This window comes from Mycolicibacterium cosmeticum (genome assembly GCF_000613185.1).
Classification (GTDB): domain Bacteria; phylum Actinomycetota; class Actinomycetes; order Mycobacteriales; family Mycobacteriaceae; genus Mycobacterium; species Mycobacterium cosmeticum.
This window is the reverse complement of sequence record NZ_CCBB010000001.1, coordinates 1,251,541-1,278,386: the sequence shown is the minus strand read 5'-3', so window position 1 is coordinate 1,278,386 and position 26,846 is coordinate 1,251,541. Positions and strand designations below refer to the sequence as shown.

At 70.7% G+C, this 26,846-nt stretch carries 25 protein-coding genes; 20 read left to right on the top strand and 5 right to left on the bottom strand.

The window, feature by feature from the left end; genetic code table 11:
• Positions 1-201: 201 nt before the first annotated feature.
• The 18 genes from BN977_RS06080 to BN977_RS05995 all read left to right on the top strand — a co-directional run bounded on the left by BN977_RS06080 (position 202) and on the right by BN977_RS05995 (position 19,456).
• Positions 202-636, top strand: coding sequence for a division/cell wall cluster transcriptional repressor MraZ (locus BN977_RS06080; RefSeq protein WP_024455823.1), 435 nt, complete (start codon positions 202-204; stop codon positions 634-636).
• Complete coding sequence (gene rsmH, locus BN977_RS06075; protein ID WP_084172422.1) at positions 611-1,741, top strand: 16S rRNA (cytosine(1402)-N(4))-methyltransferase RsmH; 1,131 nt, start codon at positions 611-613, stop codon at positions 1,739-1,741. The genes BN977_RS06080 and rsmH overlap by 26 nt, the downstream gene beginning before the upstream one ends.
• Positions 1,738-2,790, top strand: a complete 1,053-nt coding sequence (locus tag BN977_RS06070) for a cell division protein FtsL (RefSeq protein WP_036396715.1) — start codon at positions 1,738-1,740, stop codon at positions 2,788-2,790. Before rsmH ends, BN977_RS06070 begins: the two co-directional genes overlap by 4 nt.
• On the top strand, positions 2,787-4,715 hold the full coding sequence (locus BN977_RS06065) for a peptidoglycan D,D-transpeptidase FtsI family protein (RefSeq protein ID WP_036396713.1): 1,929 nt from the start codon (positions 2,787-2,789) through the stop codon (positions 4,713-4,715). The genes BN977_RS06070 and BN977_RS06065 overlap by 4 nt, the downstream gene beginning before the upstream one ends.
• Positions 4,716-4,769: 54 nt before the next feature.
• Positions 4,770-6,284, top strand: a complete 1,515-nt coding sequence (locus BN977_RS06060; RefSeq protein ID WP_036396711.1) for a UDP-N-acetylmuramoyl-L-alanyl-D-glutamate--2,6-diaminopimelate ligase — start codon at positions 4,770-4,772, stop codon at positions 6,282-6,284.
• On the top strand, positions 6,281-7,798 hold the full coding sequence (locus tag BN977_RS06055) for a UDP-N-acetylmuramoyl-tripeptide--D-alanyl-D-alanine ligase (RefSeq protein ID WP_024451977.1): 1,518 nt from the start codon (positions 6,281-6,283) through the stop codon (positions 7,796-7,798). Before BN977_RS06060 ends, BN977_RS06055 begins: the two co-directional genes overlap by 4 nt.
• Positions 7,795-8,874, top strand: a complete 1,080-nt coding sequence (mraY, locus tag BN977_RS06050; RefSeq protein WP_024451976.1) for a phospho-N-acetylmuramoyl-pentapeptide-transferase — start codon at positions 7,795-7,797, stop codon at positions 8,872-8,874. The genes BN977_RS06055 and mraY overlap by 4 nt, the downstream gene beginning before the upstream one ends.
• A gap of 254 nt (positions 8,875-9,128) precedes the next feature.
• Positions 9,129-10,652: a putative lipid II flippase FtsW gene (ftsW, locus tag BN977_RS06045; RefSeq protein ID WP_234709504.1), complete on the top strand. Its 1,524-nt coding sequence runs from the start codon at positions 9,129-9,131 to the stop codon at positions 10,650-10,652.
• Complete coding sequence (murG, locus tag BN977_RS06040) at positions 10,649-11,782, top strand: undecaprenyldiphospho-muramoylpentapeptide beta-N-acetylglucosaminyltransferase (protein WP_036396710.1); 1,134 nt, start codon at positions 10,649-10,651, stop codon at positions 11,780-11,782. Before ftsW ends, murG begins: the two co-directional genes overlap by 4 nt.
• 32 nt (positions 11,783-11,814) lie before the next feature.
• Positions 11,815-13,212, top strand: a complete 1,398-nt coding sequence (gene murC, locus BN977_RS06035; protein ID WP_234709588.1) for a UDP-N-acetylmuramate--L-alanine ligase — start codon at positions 11,815-11,817, stop codon at positions 13,210-13,212.
• Positions 13,212-14,156: a cell division protein FtsQ/DivIB gene (locus BN977_RS06030; RefSeq protein WP_024451972.1), complete on the top strand. Its 945-nt coding sequence runs from the start codon at positions 13,212-13,214 to the stop codon at positions 14,154-14,156. Before murC ends, BN977_RS06030 begins: the two co-directional genes overlap by 1 nt.
• A 156-nt stretch (positions 14,157-14,312) precedes the next feature.
• Entirely contained in the window at positions 14,313-15,464 is a 1,152-nt protein-coding gene (gene ftsZ / locus BN977_RS06025; protein ID WP_024451971.1) for a cell division protein FtsZ, read from the top strand.
• A 5-nt stretch (positions 15,465-15,469) separates the two neighbouring features.
• A complete protein-coding gene (gene pgeF / locus BN977_RS06020; RefSeq protein WP_036396707.1) occupies positions 15,470-16,171 on the top strand; it encodes a peptidoglycan editing factor PgeF in 702 nt (233 codons plus the stop codon).
• Complete coding sequence (locus tag BN977_RS06015; RefSeq protein WP_024451969.1) at positions 16,168-16,914, top strand: YggS family pyridoxal phosphate-dependent enzyme; 747 nt, start codon at positions 16,168-16,170, stop codon at positions 16,912-16,914. Before pgeF ends, BN977_RS06015 begins: the two co-directional genes overlap by 4 nt.
• Before the next feature lie 64 nt (positions 16,915-16,978).
• Positions 16,979-17,638, top strand: coding sequence for a cell division protein SepF (locus BN977_RS06010; RefSeq protein ID WP_024451968.1), 660 nt, complete (start codon positions 16,979-16,981; stop codon positions 17,636-17,638).
• 123 nt (positions 17,639-17,761) lie between these two features.
• Positions 17,762-18,064, top strand: a complete 303-nt coding sequence (locus BN977_RS06005; protein WP_036396706.1) for a YggT family protein — start codon at positions 17,762-17,764, stop codon at positions 18,062-18,064.
• A gap of 178 nt (positions 18,065-18,242) precedes the next feature.
• Positions 18,243-19,061, top strand: coding sequence for a DivIVA-like cell division protein Wag31 (wag31, locus tag BN977_RS06000; protein ID WP_036396705.1), 819 nt, complete (start codon positions 18,243-18,245; stop codon positions 19,059-19,061).
• A gap of 29 nt (positions 19,062-19,090) precedes the next feature.
• Positions 19,091-19,456 (top strand): hypothetical protein, encoded by a 366-nt coding sequence (locus BN977_RS05995; RefSeq protein ID WP_036396704.1) that lies wholly within the window; start codon positions 19,091-19,093, stop codon positions 19,454-19,456.
• On the opposite strand, the gene BN977_RS05990 is transcribed toward BN977_RS05995, so the two are convergent.
• On the bottom strand, positions 19,453-20,118 hold the full coding sequence (locus BN977_RS05990) for a phosphoribosyltransferase (protein ID WP_036396702.1): 666 nt from the start codon (positions 20,116-20,118) through the stop codon (positions 19,453-19,455). The two genes, BN977_RS05995 and BN977_RS05990, sit on opposite strands and share 4 nt — an antisense overlap.
• Before the next feature lie 69 nt (positions 20,119-20,187).
• Here BN977_RS05990 and BN977_RS05985 point away from each other — a divergent pair, with 69 nt between their 5' ends.
• Complete coding sequence (locus BN977_RS05985) at positions 20,188-21,534, top strand: TIGR01777 family oxidoreductase (protein WP_036396701.1); 1,347 nt, start codon at positions 20,188-20,190, stop codon at positions 21,532-21,534.
• Here the strand turns inward: BN977_RS05985 and BN977_RS05980 are convergent.
• The 4 genes from BN977_RS05980 to BN977_RS05965 are packed head-to-tail and all read right to left on the bottom strand — an operon-like array spanning position 21,513 to position 25,756.
• Positions 21,513-22,238, bottom strand: coding sequence for a type 1 glutamine amidotransferase (locus BN977_RS05980; RefSeq protein WP_036396700.1), 726 nt, complete (start codon positions 22,236-22,238; stop codon positions 21,513-21,515). The genes BN977_RS05985 and BN977_RS05980 overlap by 22 nt on opposite strands.
• A 7-nt stretch (positions 22,239-22,245) precedes the next feature.
• Positions 22,246-23,460 (bottom strand): serine hydrolase domain-containing protein, encoded by a 1,215-nt coding sequence (locus BN977_RS05975; RefSeq protein WP_036396699.1) that lies wholly within the window; start codon positions 23,458-23,460, stop codon positions 22,246-22,248.
• Between the two features lie 24 nt (positions 23,461-23,484).
• Entirely contained in the window at positions 23,485-24,168 is a 684-nt protein-coding gene (locus tag BN977_RS05970; RefSeq protein WP_036398536.1) for a response regulator, read from the bottom strand.
• Positions 24,161-25,756, bottom strand: a complete 1,596-nt coding sequence (locus BN977_RS05965; RefSeq protein ID WP_036398535.1) for a sensor histidine kinase — start codon at positions 25,754-25,756, stop codon at positions 24,161-24,163. The genes BN977_RS05970 and BN977_RS05965 overlap by 8 nt, the downstream gene beginning before the upstream one ends.
• A gap of 79 nt (positions 25,757-25,835) precedes the next feature.
• Here BN977_RS05965 and BN977_RS05960 point away from each other — a divergent pair, with 79 nt between their 5' ends.
• On the top strand, positions 25,836-26,816 hold the full coding sequence (locus tag BN977_RS05960; RefSeq protein WP_036396698.1) for a Bug family tripartite tricarboxylate transporter substrate binding protein: 981 nt from the start codon (positions 25,836-25,838) through the stop codon (positions 26,814-26,816).
• Positions 26,817-26,846 lie beyond the last annotated feature (30 nt).

The window sequence follows — 26,846 nt, the reverse complement described above, 5'->3', positions numbered from 1 at the left end:
GCCGATCCGGGCTGACCTGCGTTTTTCAGGCGCTTTGTGCTGCCTCGGTGGTCCCATCGTGCCCATCTGGCGGCCGTTCGGCGGGGCACGGTGGGGCGCGCCACCAATTTTGTGGTAGCAAATGGCGCTTGGTGGGGGATTGTGGGGTAAAGTGGCTGACAACGGAGCGGCCGGGGCTCCGGAGTAGCGGGAGGTGGCGAGATGTTTCTCGGCACCTACACGCCCAAACTCGACGACAAGGGGCGACTGACGTTGCCCGCCAAATTCCGCGACGCACTGGCAGGAGGGTTGATGGTCACCAAGAGCCAAGACCGCAGCCTGGCTGTCTATCCACGCGCCGCATTCGAATCGATGATCATCGAGCTGGACGAAAAGGCCCGGCGCGGCAGCCCGCAGGAACGCGCCTACGTCCGCAACCTGGCAGCCGGCACCGATGAACAGCACCCCGACGCGCAGGGCCGGATCACCCTGTCCGCCGAACACCGGCGCTACGCCAACCTCTCCCGGGAGTGCGTGGTGACCGGTTCGATTCGCTTCCTGGAAATCTGGGACGCGCAAGCGTGGCAGGAATACCAGGACGCCCACGAAGAGACTTTCTCCGCGGCCAGCGATGACACTCTTCGCGACATTCTCTGATCAGGATGCCCGTGCAGCGTGGCCTCTGCCCGAACCGGCCCTGGCGTACTTCCCCGACGCCAGGTCCACTTCGGTCAGAGACCTCGCTGCAGGGGCCCGGCATCATCACCACAGGGGAGTCGCCTTGTCCGAGTACGGCCACGTCCCGGTCCTGATCGACCGCTGCGTCGAACTTCTGGCCCCGGCCCTGACCCGCAGGCACGCCGACGGCACCGGCGCCGTCTTGGTGGACGCCACCCTGGGCGCGGGCGGGCACTCCGAACGTTTCCTCACCGACTTCCCCGGCCTGCGCGTGATCGGGCTGGACCGCGATCCGAACGCGCTGGCGATCGCCACCGCGCGGCTCGCGCCGTTCGGTGACCGGATGACGTTCGTGCGCACCCGCTACGACGGGTACTGGGCCGACCGCGCCGAACCCACGGTGGACGCGGTGCTTTTCGACCTGGGCGTGTCGTCCATGCAGCTCGACCGCGCCGACCGCGGCTTCTCCTACGCCCAGGACGCCCCGTTGGACATGCGGATGGATCCCGATGCGGCGCTGACCGCGGCCGAGATCCTCAACACCTACGACGAGAAGGCGCTGGCCCGGATACTGCGGGAGTACGGCGAGGAGAAGTTCGCCGGCCGCATCGCCGGCCGGATCGTGCGGCGTCGGGAGCGGTCCCCGCTGCGCACCACCTCAGAACTCGTCGAGCTGTTGTACGAGGCCATCCCGGCGGCCACCCGGCGCACCGGCGGCCACCCGGCCAAGCGCACGTTCCAGGCGTTGCGGGTCGCCGTCAACGCCGAACTCGACTCGCTGAGCGCCGCGATACCGGCCGCGTTGGACGCGCTGGCCGGTGGCGGCCGGATCGCGGTGATGGCCTACCAGTCGCTGGAGGACCGCATCGTCAAACGCCTGTTCGCCGCGGCCACGGCGTCCCGGACACCGCCGGGACTGCCCGTCGAACTGCCCGGCTACGAGGCCGAATTCGTCGCGCTGACCCGCGGGGCGGAGCAGGCCGACGCCGCGGAGATCGAACGAAACCCACGCAGCGCGTCGGTGCGGTTGCGTGCCTTGGAGAAAAAGTCCGAGAAAAAGGTTGCCGGAAAGGATGACTCATGAAGGTCAAGCGATCCGCACCGGCGCCCGGCGCCGATGGGCGCCGGCGCGGCAACCCCGAGAAGAAGGTCAAGGGCGGTAAACGGCAGCCGGAGCCCGCTGCCCGTCGCCGCAGCCCCCGCCGACCGGCGGCCGAACCGCGCACCCACCGGCCGCAGCGGTCGGCACCCCAGACCAGCCCGATCCCGCGCAGCACGCCCGCGCCGACCATGGCCAAGAGCGCCAAGCAGGCCAAGGCCCGGGCCAAGGCGCGGAAGGCGAAGGCGCCCAAGATCGTTCGGCCCCCACTGCGCGAGCGGCTGATCACCCGGCTGGCCGCGATCGAGCTGAGCCCGCGCGCCATGGTGGCGCGGGTGCCGTTCGTGGTGCTGGTGATCGGGGCGCTGGGCATCGGTCTGGGCATGACGCTGTGGCTGTCGACCGACGCCGCCGAGCGGTCGTATCAGCTGGGGCATGCCCGTGAGCTGAATCAGGCGCTGCTGCAGCAGAAGGAAGCGCTCGAGCGCGACGTGCTGGAGGCCCAGGCCGCCCCGGCGCTGGCGGAGGCCGCGCGGAATCTGGGCATGATCCCGTCCCGGGACACCGCGCACCTGGTCCAGGACCCGACCGGCAACTGGATGGTGGTCGGCACGCCCAAACCGGCCGAGGGCGTACCCCCGCCGCCGCTGAACACCCCACTGCCCGACGACAATCCGGCGCCGGCGGCGGCAAACCCGGCGGCCGCGCCGGCGGCGCAGAATCCGCCCGCCGCGCCGGCCCCGCCCGGGCCGCGGGTGGTGGACCCGCGCGAGGTGGTGGTCCGGGTGCCCGCGCCGAGCACCACCGTGGCGCCTGCCGTCCCGCTCGCCGTCCCGCCGGCCGCCGTGCCGGTGCCCGGTGCGCCCGAAGCGGTGGCTCCCGTCCCCGTCGTCGCACCCATCGCCCCGGAGGCCGTGCCGCCGGCGGCGGTTGACGGCGCGCCGCACCTGCCGGCACCGCTTCCCGCGCAGCCGGGCCCGGTCGGCGGCGTCGAACAAGCCGCCCCCGTGGTCCCGTTGGGCGCCCCGGCATGATCGGCAAGAAGAAGAAGCCCGCCGCCCAACCGGTCAAGCGGCGCACGGCCGCCACCGGCGAACACTCGGCCACCGAGCGCCGGATCCGTCAGCCGCTCACCGGCGGTAACGACGCCGGTTCGCGCAGTTCGTCCTTCGTCTTCCGGCACCGGGTCGGCAACGTCGTCATCTTCCTGGTGCTGGTGGTGGCCGCGGCCCAGCTGTTCAACCTGCAGATCTCCAACGCCGCCGGCCTGCGCGCCGAGGCGCTCGGTCAGCTGAAGGTCACCGACGTGCAGAAAGCGGTGCGCGGCAGCATCATCGACCGCAACTTCGACAAGCTGGCCTTCACCATCGAGGCCCGAGCCCTGACCTTCCAGCCGGTCAAGGTGCGCAAGCAGCTGGAAGAGGCCAAGGCCGCCGACTCCGAGGCGCCGGACCCGGACCAGCGGCTGCGCGCCATCGCCACCGAGGTGGCCACTCGGCTCAACAACAAGCCCGACGCGGCCACGCTGCTGAGGAAGCTGTCCGGCAAGGACTCGTTCGTCTATCTGGCCCGCGCCGTGGACCCGGCCGTCGCCGACGCCATCACCACCAAGTTCCGCGAGGTGGGCACCGAACGGCAGGACATCCGGCAGTATCCGGGCGGATCGCTGGCGGCCAACATCGTCGGCGGCATCGACTGGGACGGGCACGGGTTGCTCGGCCTGGAGGATTCCTACGACGCCAAGCTCGCCGGCACCGACGGGTCGGTCACCTACGACCGCGGGTCCGACGGGGTGATGATCCCGGGCAGCATGCGCAACAAGCACGACGCCGTCAACGGCTCGACCGTGCAGCTCACGCTCGACGACGACATCCAGTTCTACGTCCAGCAGCAGGTCCAGCAGGCCAAGGAGGCCTCGGGCGCGGGCAACGTGTCGGCCGTCGTGCTGGACGCGAAAACCGGTGAGGTGCTGGCGATGTCGAACGACAACACGTTCGACCCGAGCCAGGACCTGGGCCGGCAGGGCAGCCGCCAGATGGGCAACCCGTCGGTGTCCTCGCCGTTCGAGCCCGGGTCGGTCAACAAGATCGTCACCGCCTCCACCGCGATCGAGCTCGGGCTGACCAATCCCGATGAGGTGCTGCAGGTTCCGGGGTCGATCGACATGGGCGGTGTCACCGTGCGCGACGCCTGGCCGCACGGCGTGATGCCGTACACCACCACCGGCGTGTTCGGGAAGTCCTCCAACGTCGGCACCCTGATGCTGGCCCAGCGGGTCGGGCCCGAGCGCTTCTACGACATGCTCGGCAAGTTCGGCCTGGGCCAGCGCACCAATGTGGGCCTGCCGGGGGAGAGTTCGGGTCTGGTCCCGCCCATCGACCAGTGGTCGGGCAGCTCGTTCGCGAACCTGCCCATCGGCCAGGGCCTTTCGATGACCCTGCTGCAGATGGCCGGCATGTATCAGGCGATCGCCAACGACGGCGTGCGCATCCCGCCGCGGATCATCAAGTCCGTCATCGCCGCCGACGGCAGCCGCGCCGACGAGCCGCGACCGGAAGGCATCCGGGTGGTCTCGGCGCAGACCGCGCAGACCGTGCGCAACATGTTGCGCGCCGTGGTGCAGAAGGACCCGCGCGGCATCCAACAGGGCACCGGCTCGGGCGCCGCGGTGGACGGTTATCAGATCGCCGGTAAGACCGGCACCGCCCAGCAGATCAACCCGGCCTGCGGCTGCTACTACGACGACCACTACTGGATCACCTTCGCCGGCATGGCACCGTCGGACGATCCGCGCTACGTCGTCGGGATCATGGCCGACAACCCGCACCGCACCGCCGACGGCCAGCCCGGAACCACGATGGCGCCGCTGTTCCATCACATCGCCGCGTGGCTGCTGCAGCGGGAGAACGTGCCGCTGTCACCGGATCCGGGACCGCCGCTGATCCTGCAGGCCGATTGAGCCCGGCTCACGCCTACCGCCGGCCATGACCCCGACCGGTACTGTGGCAAGGCCATGAAACTGCGTCCCTCGCATCCCACCGGCGAACTGCTCGCAACGCTGGCCGCGCACATCGGCGCCGGCGGCGCGCATTCCCCACAGACCCGGGTCACCGGTGTCACGCTGCGCAGCCAGGACGTCGCGCCGGGTGACCTGTTCGCCGCGCTGCCCGGCTCCCGGGTGCACGGCGCCCGGCATGCCGCCGACGCGATCGCCGCCGGCGCGGTGGCCGTCCTCACCGACCCGGCCGGGCTGGCGCTGCTGCCGGCCGGTCACACCGCCGACGTGCTGGTGCATCCGCACCCGCGGGGCGTGCTCGGGGAGGTGGCCGCCGCCGTGTACGGCGATCCCACCCGCAAGCTGCGCGTCATCGGGATCACCGGCACCTCCGGCAAGACCACCACCACGTTCCTGGTGGAGGCTGGGTTGCGCGCCGCAGGCCGGGTGGCCGGGCTCATCGGCACCGTCGGCATCCGGATCGACGGGCGGGATCAGCCCAGCAGCCTGACCACCCCGGAGGCGCCCGACCTGCAGGCGCTGTTCGCCGTCATGGTCGAGCAGGGGGTGGACACCGTCGTGATGGAGGTGTCCAGTCACGCGCTGGCCCAGGGCCGGGTGGACGGTGTGGCGTTCGAGGTGGGTGGTTTCACCAACCTGTCCCGCGATCACCTGGACTTCCACCCGACGATGGCCGACTACCTGAACGCCAAGGCCCGGTTGTTCGAGCCGAATTCACCCACCCACGCCGCCCGCGCCGTGGTGTGCGTCGACGACGAGTGGGGCCGGGAGATCGCGGCCCGTTCGGTGAACCCCGTCCGGGTCGCCACCTCCGGCGTCGACGCCGATTGGCGCATCGAGGAGGCGCAGTCGGTCGGCCAGGGTGCGCAGGAATTCGTCGTCGTCGACCCGGCCGGGGTGCACCACCGGCTGCGCATCGGGCTGCCCGGCCGCTACAACGTGGCCAACGCGCTGTTGGCGCTGGCGCTGCTGGACGCCGTCGGGGTGTCCCCGGAACAGGGCGCCCCCGGCCTGCGCGCCGCCGCGGTGCCGGGCCGGATGCAGGCCATCGACCGCGGCCAGGATTTCCTGGCGCTGGTGGACTACGCCCACAAGCCGGGCGCGCTGGAAGCGGTGCTGCAGACGCTGCGGCCGCAGACGGCGGGCCGGCTGGCGGTGGTGTTCGGCGCCGGCGGCAACCGTGACCCCGGCAAGCGCGAACCGATGGGGCGGGTGGCCGCCGAGCTGGCCGACCTGGTGGTGGTCACCGACGACAACCCGCGCGACGAGGATCCGGCCGCCATCCGGTCTGCCGTGCTGGTCGGGACGGTCGGGCTGCCCGCCGAGGTGGTGGAGATCGGTGACCGGCGGGCCGCCATCGAGCACGCGGTGGCCTGGGCCCGGCCCGGTGACATCGTCCTGATCGCGGGTAAGGGGCACGAGTCGGGACAGACGAGCGGCGGGCGCACCCGTCCGTTCGACGACCGCGAGGAGTTGGCGGCCGCGTTGGAGAAGTTGAGGCAGGACGCATGATTCCGCTGACCGTGGCGCAGATCGCCGACATCGTCGGCGGTGAGCTGTCCGGCATCAGCCGCGCCGATGCCGAGCACACCCGGGTCACCGGGACCGTCGAGTTCGATTCCCGGGCGGTGGCCGGCGGCGGGCTGTTCCTGGCGCTGCCCGGCGCGCGGAGCGACGGTCACGATTTCGCGGCGGCCGCCGTGGCCGCCGGGGCGGTGGCGGTGCTGGCCGCCCGCCCGGTCGGGGTGCCGGCCATCGTGGTGCCGCCCGCCGAGCACCCGGACAGCTCCTCCGGAGCCCTGGAACACGACACCGACGGGTCGGGCGCGGCGGTGCTGGCCGCGCTGGGCCGGCTGGCCGCCGCGGTGGCCGCCGAGCTGACCGCCGGCAAGCTGCGGATCATCGGGGTGACCGGGTCGTCGGGCAAGACCTCGACCAAGGACCTGCTCGCCGCGGTGCTGGCACCGCTTGGACGGGTGATCGCCCCGCCGGGTTCGTTCAACAACGAGTTGGGGCACCCCTGGACGGTGCTGCGCGCCACCGCCGACACCGACTTCCTCATCCTGGAGATGTCGGCGCGTCATCCCGGCAATATCGCCGCGCTGGCCGCCATCGCGACGCCGTCGATCGGCGTGGTGCTCAACGTGGGTACCGCGCATCTGGGCGAGTTCGGCTCGCGCGAGGTCATCGCGGCGACGAAATCGGAACTGCCGCAATCGGTTCCGGCCTCGGGGGTGGTGGTCCTGAACGCCGACGACCCCGCCGTGGCGGCGATGGCCGACGTGACCGCCGCGCGGGTGGTCCGGGTGTCGCGGGCCGCCGGCGCCGACGTCTGGGCCGGCCCGGTGACCCTGGACGAGGTGGCCCGGCCGCGGTTCACGCTGCACGCCGGCGGCCAAGAAGTCGATATCGCGCTCGCCGTACACGGCGAGCACCAGGTGTCCAACGCGCTGGCCGCGGCGGCGGTGGCGATCGAATGCGGCGCCACCCTGACCCAGGTGGCCGACGCGCTGGCCGGGGCCGCCCCGGTCTCGGCGCGGCGGATGCAGGTGAGCACCCGGGCCGACGGGGTCACGGTGATCAACGACGCCTACAACGCCAACCCCGACTCGATGGCCGCCGGGCTGAAGGCGCTGGCCTGGATGGCGCGTTCCGGCGGGCCGGAGCGCAGGCGTAGCTGGGCGGTGCTCGGCGAGATGGCAGAGCTCGGCGAGGACGCGATAACCGAACACGATCGCATCGGCCGGTTGGCGGTGCGCTTAGATGTCTCTCGACTGATAGTCGTCGGAACCGGGAGATCGATGAGCGCCATGCATCAGGGGGCGGTGATGGAGGGGTCATGGGGCAGCGAGTCCGTCCTGGTCCCCGACGCCGACGCCGCGCTGGCGTTGTTGCGCGCCGAGCTGGCCCCGGGTGACGTGGTGCTGGTGAAGGCCTCCAACTCGGCCGGGCTGGGCGCGCTCGCCGATGCCGTGGCCGCCGGTGAGCAGGAGCGTGCCGACACGGGTATCAGGCCCGAAGCATGAAACAGATCCTGATCGCGGTCGCCATCGCCCTCGCGGTGTCGATCATGCTGACCCCCGCGCTGATCCGGTTGTTCACCCGGCAGGGGTTCGGCCACGAGATCCGTGAAGACGGTCCGCCGAGCCATCACAAGAAGCGCGGCACCCCGTCGATGGGCGGTGTCGCCATCGTCGCGGGCATCTGGGCCGGGTATCTGGGCACCCACCTGGTGGGGCTGGCCTTCGGGGGCGAGGGGCCGTCGGCGTCCGGGCTGCTGGTGCTCGGGCTGGCCACCGCGCTGGGCGTGGTGGGTTTCATCGACGATCTGATCAAGATCCGCCGCTCCCGCAACCTGGGCCTGAACAAGACCGCCAAGACGGTGGGCCAGCTCGGGGCGGCCATCCTGTTCGGCGCGCTGGTGCTGCAGTTCCGCAACGGCGACGGGCTGACACCCGGCAGCGCCGGACTGTCCTATGTCCGTGAGATCGCCACGGTCACCCTGGCGCCGCTGGTGTTCGTGGTGTTCGTGGTGGTGATCGTCAGCGCCTGGTCGAACGCGGTCAACTTCACCGACGGGCTCGACGGGCTGGCGGCGGGCGCCATGGCGATGGTCAGCGCGGCCTACGTGCTGATCACCTTCTGGCAGTACCGCAACGCCTGCGCGACCAGTCCCGGGCTGGGCTGCTACAACGTGCGCGATCCGCTGGATCTGGCGCTGGTGGCGGCCGCCACCGCCGGTGCGTGTGTCGGATTCCTGTGGTGGAACGCCGCGCCGGCGAAGATCTTCATGGGTGACACCGGTTCGCTGGCGCTGGGCGGCATCATCGCGGGGCTGTCGGTGACCAGCCGCACCGAGATGCTGGCGGTGGTGCTGGGCGCCTTGTTCGTGGCCGAGGTCACCTCGGTGGTCGTGCAGATCCTGGCATTCCGCACGACGGGCCGCCGGGTGTTCCGGATGGCGCCGTTCCACCACCATTTCGAGCTGGTGGGGTGGGCGGAAACCACGGTGATCATCCGGTTCTGGCTGCTCACCGCGATCTCCTGCGGGTTGGGTGTGGCGCTGTTCTACGGCGAATGGCTCAGTGCCGTCGGCGCTTAGGCGCCGCGCAGGGTGTTCCGTCGGTGCTTAGGCGCCGCGCAGGGGGTTCCGTCGGGTTGGGCGTTTGCTGCCCGATCGTTACCGCGACACGCCACCGATGTCCCCGCCCGGCGGGGTGGGCCGGGGGAAGATCCTGGGGTGCAGGGGACTAGTGGGGCGGGTGTGACACCTGTGACTGTTGTGAATTGCCGGAGGGCGGCTTGCTGACCGCGGTGCGGTCACGGCTGCGGCGTTCCAGCAAAGCCGGCGAGAGCGTGAGCCCGGAGCCGGCCGACACCGCCAAAGCCACGCCCGTCAAGGGCGAGCCGCGGACCAGATTCGGGATGTGGCTGGGCCGGCCGATGACGTCGTTCCACCTGATCATCGCCGTCACGGGGCTGCTCATCACCCTCGGCCTGACGATGGTGCTGTCCGCCTCCGGCGTGCACTCCTACGACGAGGGCGGTTCGCCGTGGACCATCTTCGGCAAGCAGGTGCTGTGGACCTGCGTCGGCCTGGTCGCCTTCTATATCGCCTTGCGGATGCGGGTGGCCCTGATGCGCCGGCTGGCCCTGCCGGCCTTCGCCTTCACCGTCGTGCTCATCGCGCTGGTGCTGGTGCCGGGCATCGGCACCTACTCCAACGGTTCGCGCGGCTGGTTCGTCGTCGCCGGCTTCTCCATGCAGCCGTCGGAGCTGTGCAAGATCGCCTTCGCCATCTGGGGTGCGCATCTGCTGGCCGCGCGGCGCATGGAGCAGGCCTCACTGCGCGAGATGCTCGTCCCGCTGGTGCCTGCCGCGCTGCTGGCCGCCACCCTGATCGTGCTGCAGCCCGACCTCGGGCAGACGGTGTCGCTGGCCATCATCCTGCTCGGTCTGCTCTGGTACGCCGGCCTGCCGCTGCGCGTCTTCGTCAGTTCACTGGCCGCGGCCGTGGTCGCCGCCGCCGTGCTGGCCATGTCCCGCGGTTACCGGTCCGACCGGGTGCAGTCCTGGCTGAACCCGGGTGCCGACGCCATGGGCTCGGGTTACCAGTCCCGGCAGGCCCGCTATGCGCTGGCCAACGGCGGTGTGTTCGGTGACGGCCTCGGGCAGGGCACGGCCAAGTGGAACTATCTGCCGAACGCGCACAACGACTTCATCTTCGCCATCATCGGTGAGGAACTCGGCTATATCGGCGCCGCCGGGCTGCTGTGCCTGTTCGGGCTGTTCGCCTACACCGGCATGCGCATCGCCCGCCGGTCGGCCGACCCCTTCCTGCGGCTGCTGACCGCGACCGTGACGCTGTGGGTGCTGGGGCAGGCGTTCATCAACGTCGGCTACGTGATCGGCCTGCTGCCGGTCACCGGCCTGCAGTTGCCGCTCATCTCAGCCGGTGGGACATCAACGGCGACAACACTTTTCATTCTCGGCGTGATCACCAACGCGGCGCGGCACGAACCCGAGGCGGTGGCCGCGCTGCGGGCCGGCCGCGACGACCGGGTCAACCGGCTGCTGCGCCTGCCGCTGCCCGAGCCCTACGTGCCGCCCCGCATCGACATCGCCAGGGACCGGATGCGCGCCAAGACCGACAAGCCGGCCCGCAAAGCGCAGAAGGCCGCGCCCAAGGCCCCCGCCAAGGCGGCCATCGGCTCCGGGCGCAAAACCGACCATCCGGCCGATCGGTCGGGACGGCGCGCAGGGCATCATGGAGGCGGCCAGCGCTCCGGCCAGTCGGCCAAGTCCGGCCGTGCCGGCGCCGGTGCACAACGTCAGCAGGGCCGACGGGCCCGCGCATTGGAAGGTCAGCGTTACGGGTGAGCAGTTCGGGGATATCGGTCGTTCTCGCCGGTGGCGGGACGGCGGGGCACGTGGAACCCGCGATGGCCGTCGCCGATGCCCTGACCGAACTGGAGCCCGACGTCCGGATCACCGCGCTGGGCACGGCCCGCGGACTGGAGACGCGACTGGTTCCCGAGCGCGGCTATGACCTGCGGTTGATCACCCCGGTGCCGTTGCCGCGTAAACCGTCGGGGGACCTGGCCCGGTTGCCGTGGCGGGTGCGCACCGCCATCCGGCAGACTCGGGCGGTCTTCGACGAGACGGCCGCCGATGTCGTCATCGGGTTCGGCGGGTATGTCGCGTTGCCGGCGTACCTGGCCGCCCGGCCCGGATTGCGCCGGCACCGGGTGCCGGTGGTGATCCACGAGGCCAACGCCAGCGCTGGTCTGGCCAACCGGGTCGGCGCCCGCTCGGCCCGCCGGGTGCTCTCGGCGGTGCCCGACCCCGGCCTGCGCCATGTCGAGGTGGTCGGGGTGCCGGTGCGGGCCAGCATCACCGCGCTGGACCGCGCCGCCCTGCGCGCACAGGCCCGCGCCGCCTTCGGCTTCGGCGACGATGCCGTGGTGCTGCTGGTGTTCGGTGGATCCCAGGGTGCCCAGTCGATCAACCGCGCCGTCGTCGCGGCGGCCAAAGATCTTGTCGGCAAGGGTGTTTCGGTGCTGCACGCGCACGGGCCGAAGAACACCGTCGAGTTGCCCGAGCTGAGCGGGACGGGCCGGTACGTCGCCGTGCCGTACCTGGACCGGATGGACCTGGCCTACGCCGCCGCCGATCTGGCGATCTGCCGGTCCGGCGCGATGACGGTGGCCGAGGTCACCGCGGTCGGGTTGCCCGCCGTCTACGTCCCCCTGCCGATCGGCAACGGCGAGCAGCGCCTCAACGCGCTGCCGGTGGTGTCGGCCGGTGGCGGCCTGCTGGTCGACGACGCCGACCTGTCCGGCGGGTTCATCGCCGACCAGGTGCTCCCACTGCTCACCGACGCCGAGCGGCTGGGCCGGATGACGGCCGCCGCGGCGCTGGCCGGGCATCGCGACGCCGCCCGAAGCGTGGCCGAGGTGGCGCTGGAGGTGGCCCGGCAGGGCCGCGCCGGGCGGAAGGCCGTGCGGTGAAAGGCCTTCCACCCGAATTGGCCCGGGTGCACATGGTCGGCATCGGCGGCGCCGGCATGTCCGGGATCGCCAGGATCCTGCTGGACCGCGGGGGCCAGGTGTCGGGCTCGGACGCCAAAGAATCGAGGGGTGTCGCGGCCCTGCGTGCCCGCGGCGCCGAGATCCGGATCGGTCACGACGCGGCGGCGCTGGACATGCTCGAGGGCGGGCCCACCGCGGTGGTGACCACGCACGCGGCCATCCCGAAGACCAATCCCGAACTGGTCGAGGCCCGCCGCCGGGGTATCCCGATCATCCTGCGCCCGGTGGTGCTGGCCAAGCTGATGACCGGCGACAAGACGCTGATGGTCACCGGGACGGCCGGCAAGACCACCACCACGTCGATGCTCATCGTCGCGTTGCAGCACAGCGGCTTCGACCCGTCGTTCGCGGTCGGGGGTGAGCTGGGCGCCGCCGGCACCAACGCTCACCACGGCAGCGGCCCCTACTTCGTCGCCGAGGCCGACGAGAGCGACGGCTCGCTGGTCGAGTACCGGCCGGATATCGCGGTGGTGACCAACATCGAGGCCGACCACCTGGATTTCTTCGGCAGCGAGCAGGCCTACGTCGACGTGTTCGACGCGTTCATGGAGCGGCTGCAGCCGGGCGGCGCCGTGGTGGTCTGTGTCGACGATCCGGGTGCGGCGGCCTTCGCCGAACGCACTGCGGCGCTGGGCATCCGGGTGTTGCGTTACGGCAGCCGGGACGACGCGGCGCAGCGGCCGGAGCTGGCCGGTGAACTGCTGGACTGGGAACAGCACGGCACCACCGCGGTGGCCACCGTGCAGTTGGCGGGGGAGACCAACCCGCGCACCATGCGGCTTGCCGTGCCGGGACGGCATATGGCGCTCAACGCGCTGGCGGCACTGCTGGCGGCGATCGAGGCCGGCGCGCAACCGGATGTCGTGCTGGAAGCGTTGGCGGCGTTCGAGGGGGTGCGGCGGCGCTTCGAACTCGTCGGGACGGCGGCCGGGGTCCGGGTTTTCGACGATTACGCGCACCACCCGACGAAGGTGGCGGCCGCGCTGTCGGCGGTACGCACCCTGGCCCGGGAGTCGAAAGGCCGCGCCATCGTGGTGTTCCAGCCCCACCTGTATTCGCGGACACAGACTTTCGCGCGTGAGTTCGGTGTCGCGCTGAGCGCCGCTGACGAGGTGATCGTGCTGGACGTGTACGCCGCGCGCGAGCAGCCGATCGCGGGCGTGAGCGGGCGCAGCATCGTCGAGCACGTCACCTCGCCGGTGCACTACGTGCCGGACTTCTCGGCGGTCGCCGACCGGGTGGCGCAGGTGGCCGCACCCGGTGATGTGGTGGTGACCATGGGCGCGGGTGACGTCACACTGCTGGGGCGCGAGATCCTCGACGCATTGCAGCGCAGGCCGGTGTGGTGATGACCGGGCCGGAACACGAGACCGAAACCGCCGAGCCCGCGGCCGGTCAGCCGGACGCCGCGCCGGAGCCGCCGACCGCCGAAAGCGCCGACGCCGCACCGGACCCGGCGCAGGATTCGCCGCAGGACTTCGAGGGCCCGCGGCGGCGGGCCCGCCGGGAGCGCGAGGAGCGCCGCGCCGCGCAGGCCCGCGCCATGGCGATCGAACAAGCGCGCCGGGAGGCCAAACGCAAGGTCACCGGCCGGGCCGAGCCGCAACGGCCGGCGCCGGCCCGCCGGGTCATCCGGGGCCTGAAGTTGCTGATGTGGACCGCCTTGCTGGCGGTGGTCGTGGTGGGTCTCGGCCTGGTGCTGTACTTCACGCCGGTCATGTCGGTGCGGGAGACGGTCATCACCGGTCTGAGCGTGCTGACCGAGGACGAGGTCGGCGCTGCGGCAGCCGTTCCGGCGGGCACCCCGCTGCTCCAGGTCGACACCGACGCGGTGGCCGAACGGGTGGCCACGCTGCGCCGGGTGGCCAGCGCGCGGGTGCAGCGCGAGTACCCGTCCACGCTGCGCATCACCGTGGTGGAGCGGGTTCCGCTGGTGGTCAAGGACTTTCCGGACGGGCCGCACCTCTATGACAAGGACGGCGTCGATTTCGTCACCGGCCCGCCGCCGCCCGGACTGGCCTACCTGGACACCGACACCCCCGGCCCGAAGGATCCCGCCACCAAGGCGGCGCTGCAGGTGCTCACCTCGCTGCCGCCGGAGGTGGCCGGGCAGGTCAGCCGGATCGCCGCACCGTCGGTCGCGGCGATCACCCTGACCCTGACCGACGGCCGGACTGTGGTGTGGGGCACCAACGATCGCACCGAGGAGAAGGCGCTCAAGCTCGCCGCGCTGCTCACCCAGCCGGGCCGCACGTACGACGTGTCCAGCCCGGACCTGCCGACCGTGAAATAAAACCCGAGCGACACCCCGGCGCGCCTGACGCGCGATACGGCGTCGTCGCCCTACCGTTCTGTTTGCGCGGAACTACTTGACATAACTTTAAACCTATGGTTGAGGTTGAGGGTTTTTCGCACAGGACCCACGGACATTCTGGGAGGAAGGCAACCGATGACCCCCCCGCATAACTACCTCGCCGTCATCAAGGTGGTCGGCATCGGCGGCGGCGGCGTCAATGCCGTCAACCGGATGATCGAGCACGGCCTCAAGGGCGTGGAGTTCATCGCCATCAACACCGACGCGCAGGCGCTGTTGATGAGCGATGCGGACGTCAAGCTGGACGTCGGCCGGGACTCCACCCGTGGCCTGGGCGCCGGCGCGGACCCGGAGGTGGGCCGCAAGGCCGCCGAGGACGCCAAGGACGACATCGAGGAACTGCTGCGCGGCGCCGACATGGTGTTCGTCACCGCCGGTGAGGGCGGCGGCACCGGCACCGGCGGCGCGCCGGTGGTCGCGTCCATCGCCCGCAAGCTCGGCGCGCTCACCGTCGGCGTCGTCACCCGGCCGTTCTCCTTCGAGGGCAAGCGCCGCTCCAACCAGGCCGAATCCGGGATCCAGGCGCTGCGCGAGAGCTGCGACACCCTGATCGTCATCCCCAACGACCGCCTGCTGCAGATGGGCGACGCCGCCGTCTCGCTGATGGACGCCTTCCGCAGCGCCGACGAGGTGCTGCTCAACGGCGTGCAGGGCATCACCGACCTGATCACCACCCCGGGCCTGATCAACGTCGACTTCGCCGACGTCAAGGGCGTGATGAGTGGTGCGGGCACCGCGCTGATGGGTATCGGGTCGGCGCGCGGTGACGGTCGCGCGCTCAAGGCCGCCGAGATCGCCATCAACTCGCCGCTGCTGGAAGCCTCGATGGAAGGCGCCCAGGGCGTGCTGCTGTCGGTGGCCGGCGGCAGCGACCTGGGCCTGTTCGAGATCAACGAGGCCGCCTCGCTGGTGCAGGAGGCCGCCCACGCCGATGCCAACATCATCTTCGGCACCGTCATCGACGACTCGCTGGGCGACGAGGTGCGCGTCACCGTCATCGCCGCCGGGTTCGACAGCGTCACCCCGAGCCGCAAGCCGGTCACCGGTGGGGCGCAGAGCATCGCGCCCGGGGCGGCCGGCAATGTCCGGTCCTCGGTGTTCGAGCCGGCCGACGCGGTCAGTGTTCCCGCCGGGCACACCAACGGCGCCACGGTCCGAATCGGCGGTCCGGACGACGGCGGCATCTCTGATGACGACGTCGACGTGCCGCCCTTCATGCGCCACTAGACGCCGTGCCCGTACGGGTTCGGCGGGTCACCACCACCCGCGCGGGCGGTGTCTCGCGGCCGCCGTATGACTCCTTCAATCTCGGCGATCACGTCGGCGACGATCCGGCGGCGGTGGCGGCCAACCGCAAGCGGCTGGCCGAGGCCATCGGTGCCGACGCCGTCGTCTGGATGAACCAGGTCCATTCCGACCACGTCGTGGTGGTCGACGGCGATCCGGGCGCCACGGTCGACGACACCGACGCGCTGGTGACCACCGCGCCGCGGTTGGCGCTGGCGGTGCTGTCCGCCGACTGCGTCCCGGTGCTGCTGGCCGACGCGCGCGCCGGGGTCATCGGCGCCGCGCACGCCGGCCGGGTCGGCGCCCAACTGGGTATCGTCGCGCGCACCGTGGAGACCATGGTCGGCCTGGGTGCCACCGTCGCCGACATCTCGGTGCTGCTCGGCCCGGCGGTCAGCGGCCGCAACTACGAGGTGCCCGCCGCGATGGCCGACGAGGTCGAGGTCGCCCTGCCCGGCAGCCGCACCACCACCGCCAAGGGCACCCCCGGTCTGGACATCCGGGCCGGAATCGCCAGGCAACTCAGCACATTGGGGATCACCGCCATCGATATCGACCCGCGTTGCACCGTCGAGGACCGTCAGTTGTTCAGCCATCGGCGCGGGGCGCCCACCGGCCGGCTGGCGTCGTTGGTGTGGATGGAATGACCGGCCAGACGCACCGCGACGCGGAGTTGGCCGGATCGCTGGCCGCGGTCCGGGCCCGGCTGTCCGCCGCCGCCGAGGCGGCCGGCCGCGATGTCCGCGACATCGAGCTGCTGCCGATCACCAAGTTCTTCCCGGCCTCCGACGTGGTCATCCTGCATCGGCTGGGGTGCGCCGACTTCGGCGAATCGCGTGAGCAGGAGGCGGCCAAGAAGGTCGACGCCGTGGCCGCGCAGTTCCCCGGCGACCGGATCCGCTGGCACATGGTCGGCAGCATCCAGCGCAACAAGGCGCGCGCGGTGGCCCGGTGGGCTCATGCGGCCCATTCGGTGGACAGTGCCCGGCTGATCGCCGCGCTCGGCGGTGCCGCCGAACAGGAGATCGCCGCGGGCCGGCGCACTGAGCCGCTGCGGATCTACCTCCAGGTCAGCCTGGACGGTGATCCCGCCCGAGGCGGGGTGCCGGTCAGCGCGCCGGACCAGATCCTGGAACTGTGCGCCGCCGCCCATGCCATCGACGCCCTGGAATTCGCTGGGCTGATGGGGATTCCGCCGTTGGGCTGGGACGCCGACGACGCGTTTGCCCAACTGGCCGCCGAGCGCGACCGCGTGCAGCGGTCGTTCGCTCATCGGCTGGGCCTGTCGGCGGGCATGTCCGGCGATATGGAGATAGCTGTGCGACACGGATCCACGTGTGTGCGTGTCGGTACCGCGTTGATGGGGCAACGCCCGCTAACGTCACCCTGAGTAGTCACTCCAGTCACATCTTCATCACAGACAACACAGACATCAGCAGCAGAAGGGGCAGGCGATGAGCACACTGCACAAGGTCAAGGCCTACTTCGGTATGGCGCCGATGGACGACTACGAGGATGACTACTACGACGACGAGCGTCCGTCGCGCAGCTACGCCCGCCGTGGCGGCGAGGACCGCTTCGAGGACGAGGGTTACGGGCGGGAGCCGCGCGACAGTCGCGCGTTCGACGATCGCGGCCCGCGCGAGTACGAGCGCGACATGGACATGGCGCCGGGTGGCTACCGCGGCGGATACGACTCACCGCGATTCGAAGGCCGGCTGCGCGCGCCGCGCGAGTTCGACCGTCCCGCGCCACGGTTCGCCGCCGCCGCGACCCGGGGTGCGCTGGCGATGGAGCCGCGCCGGATGGCCGAACTGTTCGAGGCCGGCAGCCCGCTGGCCAAGATCACCACGCTGCGCCCCAAGGACTACAGCGAGGCCCGCACCATCGGTGAGCGGTTCCGCGACGGCACGCCGGTGATCATGGACCTGGTGTCGATGGACAACGCCGACGCCAAGCGCCTCGTCGATTTCGCCGCCGGGCTGGCCTTCGCCCTGCGTGGCTCGTTCGACAAGGTGGCCACCAAGGTCTTCCTGCTCTCGCCTGCCGATGTCGACGTGACGGCCGAGGAGCGGCGTCGCATCGCCGAGGCCGGCTTCTACTCCTACCAGTAGCGACGGGCGCCCGGGGTCCGCCGGGTAGGCTGACCACCGAGGGGCTTTCCAAAGGTTTTCTGAGGGTCCCGCTGGTCCCATCGGTTCGCAATCGTGTTCCCGCCGTAGTGAGGTCGGCTTCAGTTGGCGCTGTTCTTCGAGATCCTGGGTTTCGCGCTGTTCGTGTTCTGGCTCCTGCTGATCGCGCGCGTGGTCGTGGAGTTCATCCGGTCGTTCAGCCGGGACTGGCACCCCAAGGGGCTGACGGTGGTGATCCTCGAGGTGATCCTGTCCGTCACGGACCCGCCGGTGAAGCTGCTGCGCCGACTGATCCCGCAACTGACGATCGGTGCGGTGCGCTTCGACCTGTCCATCATGGTGCTGTTGCTGGTCGCGTTCATCGGCATGCAGCTGGCCTTCGGGGCCGCGGCCGGATCGGCCGGCTGACGCCCGTCCGCACGCCTGGGCCAGGCCCGCTACCAGCGGAGAAGATTGAAATTAGCTCTTAATTATCAACCTCCTCTGCAACCGCCGGGTCTGCTGTGACAGGATGGACGCCAGTTACTCGTACCGACGCTCTACACTTTGAAACCGGTTGACGGTCCAGACTTCAAGGGGGCAGACGATGCCGCTCACACCAGCCGACGTTCACAACGTCGCATTCAGTAAGCCGCCCATCGGTAAACGCGGCTACAACGAGGACGAGGTCGACGCGTTCCTCGACCTGGTGGAGAACGAGCTCACCAGGCTCATCGAGGAGAACGCCGACCTGCGTCAGCGGGTGTCCGAGCTGGACCAGGAGCTGGCCGGTGCCCGCGCCGGCGGTGCCCAGCCCACCCAGTCCATCCCCGCCTACCAGCCCGAGTCCGAGCCGGAGCCGGTGGTGCAGCCGGTCTACGAGGCGCCGCAGCCCGTCGTCCAGGCGCCGGCCGCTCCCGTCTCCGAAGACCACCACGTCCGGGCCGCCAAGGTGCTCAGCCTGGCCCAGGACACCGCCGACCGGCTCACCAGCTCGGCCAAGGCGGAGTCCGAGAAGCTGCTGTCCGACGCCCGCGCCCAGGCCGACGCCCTGGTCAGCGAGGCGCGCCACACCGCGGAGACCACCGTCGCCGACGCCCGTCAGCGCGCCGATGCGCTGTTGTCGGATGCCCAGACCCGGTCCGAGGCGCAGCTACGCCAGGCCCAGGAGAAGGCCGACGCCCTGCAGGCCGATGCCGAGCGCAAGCACTCCGAGATCATGGGCACCATCAACCAGCAGCGCACGGTCCTGGAAGGTCGCCTCGAGCAACTGCGCACCTTCGAGCGCGAGTACCGCACCCGTCTGAAGACGTACCTGGAATCGCAGCTCGAGGAGCTCGGCCAGCGCGGTTCGGCCGCACCGGTGGACACCGGCGCGACCAACGACTCCGGCGGCTTCAACCAGTTCAACCGCGGAAACAACTGACCGGTCCCCGAACCGGCTAAGTTCGATCAATGCTGATCATTGCGCTCGTCCTCGCCGTCATCGGCCTGGCTTCGCTGGTGGCCGCCGTCGTCACCAGCAACGAGCTGATCGCCTGGGTCTGTATCGGTGCCAGCGTGATCGGTGTGCTGTTGCTCATCGTCGATGCGCTGCGCGACCGGTCGCGGCGTAACGCCGACGAGGCCTCAGGGGAAGCCCCAGACTCCGAGACCGCGGTGGATTACCCCGACGAGGAGATCGCCGAGGCGCCCGACGTGCCGGAGGCTGCCGAAGCCGCTGACGTACCGGCCGCGGATGCCGAGCCGACCACCGAGCTGCCAGAAACCGCCGAGTCCGGTCCGGACGCCGAGAACAAGGACGCCGAGCCCAAGCGCTAGGTCGGGGTCGCCAGCAACCGGCGCACCTCGTCGTCGCCGGTCTGCCGGAAGTCGTCGTACATCTGGCCGACGGCGCTGAAATCCGCCGGCGTGCTCGCGCACAGCACCTCGTCCGCCTCGGTCCGCAACGCCCGGCAGGTCGATTCCGAGCCCACCGGCACCGCCACGACGACGGACCCGCATCCGGCCGCCCGCACGGCGCGCACGGCGGCGAACATGCTGGCTCCGGTCGCGATCCCGTCGTCCACCAGGATCACCGTGCGGCCCGCCGGGTCCGGCGGCGGCCGGTCGCCGCGGTAGGCGCGCTCCCGACGGTGCAGCTCGGCGGTCTCGGCCCGGATCGTCGCCTGCAGTTGCTCCTCGCTGACGTCGAGGCGGCGCATCACGTCCCTGTTGAGCACCAACCCACCGCCGGTGGCCAGCGCGCCCATCGCGAGCTCGGGCCAGTTCGGCACGCCCAGCTTGCGCACCAGGAACGCGTCGAACGGGGCGTGCAGGGCGGCGGCCACTTGCCAGCCCACCGGGACCCCGCCGCGGGCCAGGCCCAGCACCAGCAGATCGGTGCGTTCCCGGTAGGACGCGAGAAGTCCGGCCAGGATCCGGCCCGCATCGCTGCGATCGGCGAACCTGCCCGATCCGGTTCGGCGGAGAACTCTCTTCATCGCGGTAGCTTCGATAGGGACATCACCAGCGTAGGACCAGATACCCGGACATCGAAGGGTGCAATCACGATGGGCATCGAATACCACAGCGTGGTCGATCATCCGCTCGATGTCGTCTTCGACTGGCATACCCGCCCGGGTGCCATGCGGCGGCTGGTGCCGCCGTGGCAGCCCATGACGGTGGTGTCCGAGACATCGTCGCTTGCCGACGGGCGGGCGGTGCTGGGCCTGCCGGGCGGACTGCGCTGGGTGGCACGGCACGATCCGGCCGAGTACGACCCGCCGCACCGCTTCGTCGACGTACTGGACTCCGCCGGGCCGCGGTCCTGGCCGGCCCGGGCAATCGGGCAGTGGCGGCATACGCACGAATTCGCTTCTGCCGGACCGGGTTCGACGCGGATGTCGGACCGGGTGGACACCGTGGTGCCCGCCGCGGCGCTGCGGCCGATGTTCGTCTACCGGCACACCCAACTCGCCGACGACCTGGCGGCCCACCGTGATGCCGCCGCGGCGGGTCTGGGTTCGCTGACCGTCGCCGTCACCGGCGCCGGCGGCCTGGTCGGGTCGGCGCTGACGGCGTTCCTGTCCACCGGTGGTCACCGGGTGATCCGGCTGGTGCGGCACCGAGCGACCGGACCCCAAGAGCGGCAATGGAATCCGTCGGACCCGGATCCCGGCCTGCTGACGGGCGTGGACGCGGTGGTGCACCTGGCGGGCGCCTCCATCGCGGGTCGGTTCACCGCCGAGCACCGAAAGGCCATCCGGGACAGCCGGATCGAGCCGACGCGGGCATTGGCCGAATCGGCCGGCAATCAGGGTGTCGAGGTGTTCGTCAGCGCCTCGGCGGTCGGCTTCTACGGCTATGACCGTGGCGACGAGCCGCTCGACGAGACCAGCGGCCGGGGTGACGGTTTCCTGGCCGACGTGGTGGCCGACTGGGAGGCCGCGACCGCGCCGGCGGCCGCGGCCGGCCTGCGCGTGGTCAATGTCCGCACCGGCGTGGTGCAATCGGCCGCCGGCGGCACCCTGCGCCTGCTGCGGCCGTTGTTCGCCGCGGGGCTCGGCGGCCGGCTGGGCAGCGGCGCGCAGTGGTTGTCGTGGATCGGCCTGGACGACCTGCTCGACGTCTACCACCGCGCGCTCTACGACGAGCGGCTGACCGGACCGGTGAACGCCGTGGCGCCCGAACCGGTGACCAACGCCGAGTACACCGCGGCGCTGGGCCGGGTGCTGCACCGCCCGACGCTGCTGCCGGTGCCGTCGTTCGGCCCTCGGTTACTGCTGGGCGAACAGGGCGTGCGCGAACTCGCCGAGGCCGACCAGCGGGTGCGTCCCGCCGCGTTGCTCGGGCTGGGGCACCGGTTCCGCCGCCCGGCGCTCGAGGCGGCGCTGGCTCACGAACTGGGGCATGGCTGACGGGCCACCTGTGTGAGGAACCCGTCGACCAGGCCGCGTACCCGCCGCACCGTGTCGTCCTTCAAATCTGCTGTGCGGGACAGTATTTCGTCGTGGTCGAGGCCGTGTCCGATCACCTCGCCGTCGCGGTCGCCGGCCAGCCACAAGGCCAGCAGCCGGTGGTCGATCTCGGGGTGGAACTGCAGCGCCAGGGCGCGACCCAGCACGAATGCCTGTGATGCGCGGGCGGTCCTGGCGACCTCGACCGCGCCAGGGGGCAGGGTCCACCGGTCGAAATGCCATTCGAACCACGGCCCAGCCGGCACCAGATCGGGCCGGTCGGTGCTGATATCGGTCCAGCCGATCTCGGCCACCGGCGCCCGCGACACCGAGCCGCCGAAGGCCTGCGCGATCAACTGACCGCCGAAGCACACCCCGAGCACACCCACCCCGGCATCGGCGGCGTCGTGCAGCAACTGGGTCTCCGCGCCCACCCAGGTCCGGCGCAGCGCCTCGTCGTACACCGGCCACCGCGCCCCCAACGGCACGATGACGTCGTAGTCGGTCGCGGCGGGGAAACTCACCTCACCGGCTGGGTCGTCGATCCGCTCCGCCGGCACCACCTCGAAGGTGTGCACGTCGAAACCCTGCTCGGTGAACGCCTCACCGAGCAGGGCCTCCGAAGCCAGGTGTTCGTTGTAGAGGAAGAGAACCTTGGGCGCCACCGCGCCATTATTTCGCCGGTGGCACCGGCGGCGCATCCTCGGGTGCCAGTTCGGCACCGATCCTGCGGAACAGTGCCTCGGCTTCGTTGCGGTAGTCGCCCTGATCGTCGAACGCGTCGGGGGCGAAGGTGACCGCGACGGCGATGGCGATCTTGCGTGCCGGCAAGTACGCCTCGGTGGCCGCGTAGCCGGCGAACATCGGGTTCTGCATCAGCCAGTTCCCCGAGATCACCAGGCCCAGTCCGTAGGTGTAGCCGTCGTTCATCGCCGCGCACGTGGTGCAGCCCGGTTGGGCGTGGGTGGTGCCGCGCAGCGCGGTGGACACCATCGCCCGGTAGGAGTCGGCGGACAGCAGTCGACCCGAGCCGATCCCGACGGCGGTGGCCTCCAGGTCGTAGATGTTCGAGGTCTGGATGGCGCCGTGGGTGATGGTCCAGGACGGATCCCAGAAGGTGGTGTCCTCGTAGAACGGGGTGCCCGCGGGAATCTTGAGGGCCGCTCGGCGCTCGGAACTGAACGCGTGCAGCACCGGGGCCGGGATGGCCGGGGTGTCGGCGTCGGCGGTGCCGGTCAAACCCAGTGGGCGAAGCACTTTCTCGGACAACAGTGTCGGCATGTCCATCCCGGTGGCCTTCTCCAGTGCCAGCCCCAGCAACACGTAATTGGTGTGCGCGTAATTCCAGTTGGTGCCGGGCTCATAGAGCAGCGGCTGGTGAACCGAGAAATCCAGCAGTTCCCGGGTTGTCCAATGCCGGAACGGATTTGCGTACAGAGCTTCGTTCATGGCGGTGTTGCCGATGACGTAGTCGACGTAACCGGAGGTCATCTGGGCAAGCTGGCGCAGGGTGACGCGGTCGGCATGCGGGACATCCGGTAGCCAGGTGGACAGCTTGTCGTCGAGGCCGACTTTCTTCTCCTCGACAAGGATGAGCAGCAGTGTCGCCACATACGAGATCGCCACGGCGCCATTGCGGAAATGCATGGCAGGAGTGGCCGGGACACCGGTCATCGACTCGCCGACCGCCTGCGTGAGCACTTCCTTGCCGCCGACGGTCACCCGCACGATCACCGCTTTGAGGTGCGCCTCGGTCATCGTGTCGCGCACGATCCGCATGATGGCGTCGGCCTGCGCACCGCCGGCCCCGGGTGCGGCCGGTTGCATCGTGGGCGCGCAGCCGGCGACCACCAGCGCGAGGGCCAGCGCCAGACATCGCCGCACCATGCGGGGATCCTATCGGCGGCCGGGCTATCCGGGGTTCGATCGCTGATCGGCGATGCGGTAGCGGCGTTCGGGGCGGCCCGCGCCGTACTGCAGGCGCAGTTCCAGCAGGCCGGTGCTCAGATAATGCTCCAGATACCGGCGGGCGCTGACGCGGGAGATGCCCACCAGGTCGGCGCACTCGGCGGCGGACACCTCGTCGGCGGTGCGCACGGCGTCGAGCACCAGCTGTCCGGTTTCGGCGCCGAGGCCTTTCGGCAGCACGGCCGCCGGGGCCGGCGCGGCGCCACTGAACAACGCGTCGATCATCGATTGATCGGCCCCGCCGTCGGCGGCCAGCGCGTCGGCGCGGGCCGCGAACGCCCCGAGTTTGGCGCGCAGCTGCTCGAATTCGAACGGTTTGATCAGGTAGTCGGCCGCGCCGCCGTCCAACGCGCCGCGCACCGTGTCCAGCTCACGGGCGGCGGTGATCATGATGACGCCGACCCGGTTGCCCTCGGCGCGCAACCGGTGCAGCACCGCCAGCCCCGACATGTCGGGCAGGTACACGTCCAGCAGCATCAGATCCGGTTGCAGCTGCGCGGCGGAGCCCAGCGCCTCGGCTCCGGTGCGGGCCACCCCGACCGGCCGGAAACCGTCGATCCGTTCGACGAAACGGCGGTGGATCTCGGCGACCATGAAATCGTCGTCGACGATCAGTACGTCACGCACGGGCCAGCCGCACCACGAACGACGCGCCACCGCCGGGGGCATCGTCGATCTCGACGTGCCCGCCGTGCTGGGTGGTGACCAACCGGACCAGAGCCAGCCCGATACCCCGACCGCCGGGCACGTCGGGTTTGGACGTCACCCCGCGCGCGAACAGCGATTCGCGCAGATGCGGCGGCACACCGGGACCGGAATCGGTGACCGCGATGGTCAGCCCGTCGCCGTCGCGCACGGTGACGTGCACCTCGGCGCGCGGCGCGCCCACCGAGGCGTCCACGGCGTTGTCGATCAGGTTGCCCAGCAAGGTGATCACGTCGGTGGCCATGGCCGGTGACAGCGCCCGCAGCCGGCTGTCCGGGTCAAGGACCAGGGTGACGCCGTTCTCGGCGGCCAGTGAGGTCTTGGCGATCAGCAGCGCCGCGACCGCGGGATCGGAAACCCGTTGGGTGACGGCATCGTTGATCTCGGCGCGGCGGCGGGTCAAGGTGCCGACGAGTTCGTGCACGGCGTCGTACTCGCCGAGCTGCACCAGTCCGGAGATGGTGTGCAGCTGGTTGGCGAACTCGTGGGTCTGCGCGCGGAGGGTGTCGGTGACGCTGCGGTGCGACGACAACTGGGCCTGCAGCGCCGCCAATTCGGTGCTGTCGCGCATGGTGGTGACGGTACCGATGCGCCTGCCCTGGCTGCTGGCGGCCCGCCGGTTCAGCGCCAGCACATGGCTGCCGGTGGCGATGATGACGTCGTGGCCCTCCTCGCCGGACATCAGGAAGTCGACGACGGCGCGTTCCAGGCCCAGTTCGTCGACGCGCCGGCCCACCGCGCCGGCGTCCAGCCCGAGCAGTTCCTGGGCGCTGTCGTTGAGCACGGTGACCACGCCGTCGGGATTGACCGCCACCACGCCCTCACGGATGCTGTGCAGCAACGCTTCTCGATGATCGGCCAACCCCGCGATCTCGGTCACCTCCAGCCCCCGGGTGTGCCGTTTGATCCGGCGGGACAGCAACCACGACGCGGCCAGCCCCAGCACCGCGCCGAGCCCCAGATACAGCAGCAGGCGTTCCCCGGCGCCGCCGAGCAGCTCCCATACGGTGGGGTAGCGCTCGCTGACCGACACGATGCCCAGCACCGCGCCGCTGGCGGCCAGGATCGGCACCTGGCCGATCAGGTTACGCACACCGGCGATATCGCCGTCGCCGAACCAGGCCCGGCCCTCGTCGGCGCGGCTGGTGCTCAGGTCCACCCGGGCGCCGATCCGGTCGGGGTCCGAGGACACCCGCACCACACCGGCCGGGTCGAGGATCTCGGCCAGGCCCGCCCCGGACAGTGCCACGGCGCGGTCCACGTCGGGGGCCAGGATGCGCGCCGCGAACGGGTCGGCCTGCCGGTCCCGAACGATCGGGGTGGACGCCACGTTCTCGGCCACCGCGATCATCCGCTGGCCGCGGACATCGCGGAACTCCCGGATGGACTGCGCCACCGACACCGCGGCCACCGCGATCAGCACCACCGCCACCACCAGCAGCTGGAACAGCAGGAATTGGCCGGCCAGGCTTCTGCCCTTGAACGGTGGCTTCGTGAACTTAACGACCACAACTTCCTTTGCGTACTCATGCGTGACCCACGTCACCCGGTGGGTCCAGTATTGCCGAACATCACATCGACGATGGGGGATGACCGTGCGTTCCAGAGCGGGACTGGCCGTGCTGCTGGTGGCGGCGCTGCTGTTGACGGCGTGCGGGGTGACCCGCGGTGACCAGGCCACCGGGCTGCACCGGCTGCGGATGATGGTGCCCAACAGCCCCGGCGGTGGTTACGACCTGACCGCGCGCACCGCGGTGAAGATCATGGAGGACACCGACATCACCGGCCGGGTGGAGGTTTTCAACGTCATCGGCGCGGGCGGCACGGTGGCCATGGCCCGCCTGATGAACGAAAAGGGCAACGACGACCTCATGATGATGATGGGGCTCGGCGTGGTCGGCGCGACCTACACCAACGGCTCGACCGCGCGGGCCTCGGATGCCACCGCGCTGGCGAAGATGGTGGAGGAGCAGGAAGGCATTCTGGTCCCGGCCAATTCGCCGTATCGGACGATGGCCGACTTCGTGGCCGCCTGGAAGGCCGACCCGGCCCGGGTGACCGTGGGTGGCGGCTCCTCGCCGGGTGGACCCGATCACCTGTTCCCGATGGAGACCGCCCGTGCGGTCGGCGTCGACCCGAAACGGGTCAACTACATCACCTACGACGGCGGCGGCGACCTGTTGACGGCGCTGCTGGGCGGCAAGATCGCGGTTGGCACTTCGGGTTTGGGGGAGTACGTCGACCAGATCGAGGCCGGCCAGGTGCGGGTGCTCGCGGTGTCGGGCACCGAACGCGTCGAGGGCGTCGACGCCCCGACCCTCACCGAGGCCGGGATCGACCTGACCTTCACCAACTGGCGCGGCGTGCTGGCCCCGCCCGGAATTTCCGACGATGCCCGTGACGCCATGGTGCGGGCGCTGACCGATCTGCATGGCACCGACCAATGGAAGGAGGCGCTGGTGCGTAACGGCTGGAGTGACGCGTTCCTCACCGGCCCGGCATTCGACCAGTTCCTCGCCGACCAGGACCACCGGGTGTCGACGACGCTGACCGAGCTGGGTCTGCTGTGAAGACCGTCGACCGCTCGCAGTATCTGATCT

Bases quoted from the DNA above. Each gene is read 5' to 3' on its own strand.
- rsmH (WP_084172422.1), top strand. From the start codon at position 611: ATGACACTCTTCGCGACATTCTCTGATCAGGATGCCCGTGCAGCGTGG.
- BN977_RS06055 (WP_024451977.1), top strand. From the start codon at position 6,281: ATGATTCCGCTGACCGTGGCGCAGATCGCCGACATCGTCGGCGGTGAG.
- BN977_RS06030 (WP_024451972.1), top strand. From the start codon at position 13,212: ATGACCGGGCCGGAACACGAGACCGAAACCGCCGAGCCCGCGGCCGGT.
- mraY (WP_024451976.1), top strand. From the start codon at position 7,795: ATGAAACAGATCCTGATCGCGGTCGCCATCGCCCTCGCGGTGTCGATC.
- BN977_RS05975 (WP_036396699.1), bottom strand. From the start codon at position 23,460: ATGGTGCGGCGATGTCTGGCGCTGGCCCTCGCGCTGGTGGTCGCCGGC.
- BN977_RS06070 (WP_036396715.1), top strand. From the start codon at position 1,738: ATGAAGGTCAAGCGATCCGCACCGGCGCCCGGCGCCGATGGGCGCCGG.
- BN977_RS06060 (WP_036396711.1), top strand. From the start codon at position 4,770: ATGAAACTGCGTCCCTCGCATCCCACCGGCGAACTGCTCGCAACGCTG.
- BN977_RS05960 (WP_036396698.1), top strand. From the start codon at position 25,836: ATGACCGTGCGTTCCAGAGCGGGACTGGCCGTGCTGCTGGTGGCGGCG.
- murC (WP_234709588.1), top strand. From the start codon at position 11,815: ATGGTCGGCATCGGCGGCGCCGGCATGTCCGGGATCGCCAGGATCCTG.
- BN977_RS06065 (WP_036396713.1), top strand. From the start codon at position 2,787: ATGATCGGCAAGAAGAAGAAGCCCGCCGCCCAACCGGTCAAGCGGCGC.
- BN977_RS06015 (WP_024451969.1), top strand. From the start codon at position 16,168: ATGACCGGCCAGACGCACCGCGACGCGGAGTTGGCCGGATCGCTGGCC.
- BN977_RS06010 (WP_024451968.1), top strand. From the start codon at position 16,979: ATGAGCACACTGCACAAGGTCAAGGCCTACTTCGGTATGGCGCCGATG.
- BN977_RS06080 (WP_024455823.1), top strand. From the start codon at position 202: ATGTTTCTCGGCACCTACACGCCCAAACTCGACGACAAGGGGCGACTG.
- BN977_RS05990 (WP_036396702.1), bottom strand. From the start codon at position 20,118: ATGAAGAGAGTTCTCCGCCGAACCGGATCGGGCAGGTTCGCCGATCGC.
- BN977_RS05995 (WP_036396704.1), top strand. From the start codon at position 19,091: ATGCTGATCATTGCGCTCGTCCTCGCCGTCATCGGCCTGGCTTCGCTG.
- wag31 (WP_036396705.1), top strand. From the start codon at position 18,243: ATGCCGCTCACACCAGCCGACGTTCACAACGTCGCATTCAGTAAGCCG.
- ftsZ (WP_024451971.1), top strand. From the start codon at position 14,313: ATGACCCCCCCGCATAACTACCTCGCCGTCATCAAGGTGGTCGGCATC.
- BN977_RS05985 (WP_036396701.1), top strand. From the start codon at position 20,188: ATGGGCATCGAATACCACAGCGTGGTCGATCATCCGCTCGATGTCGTC.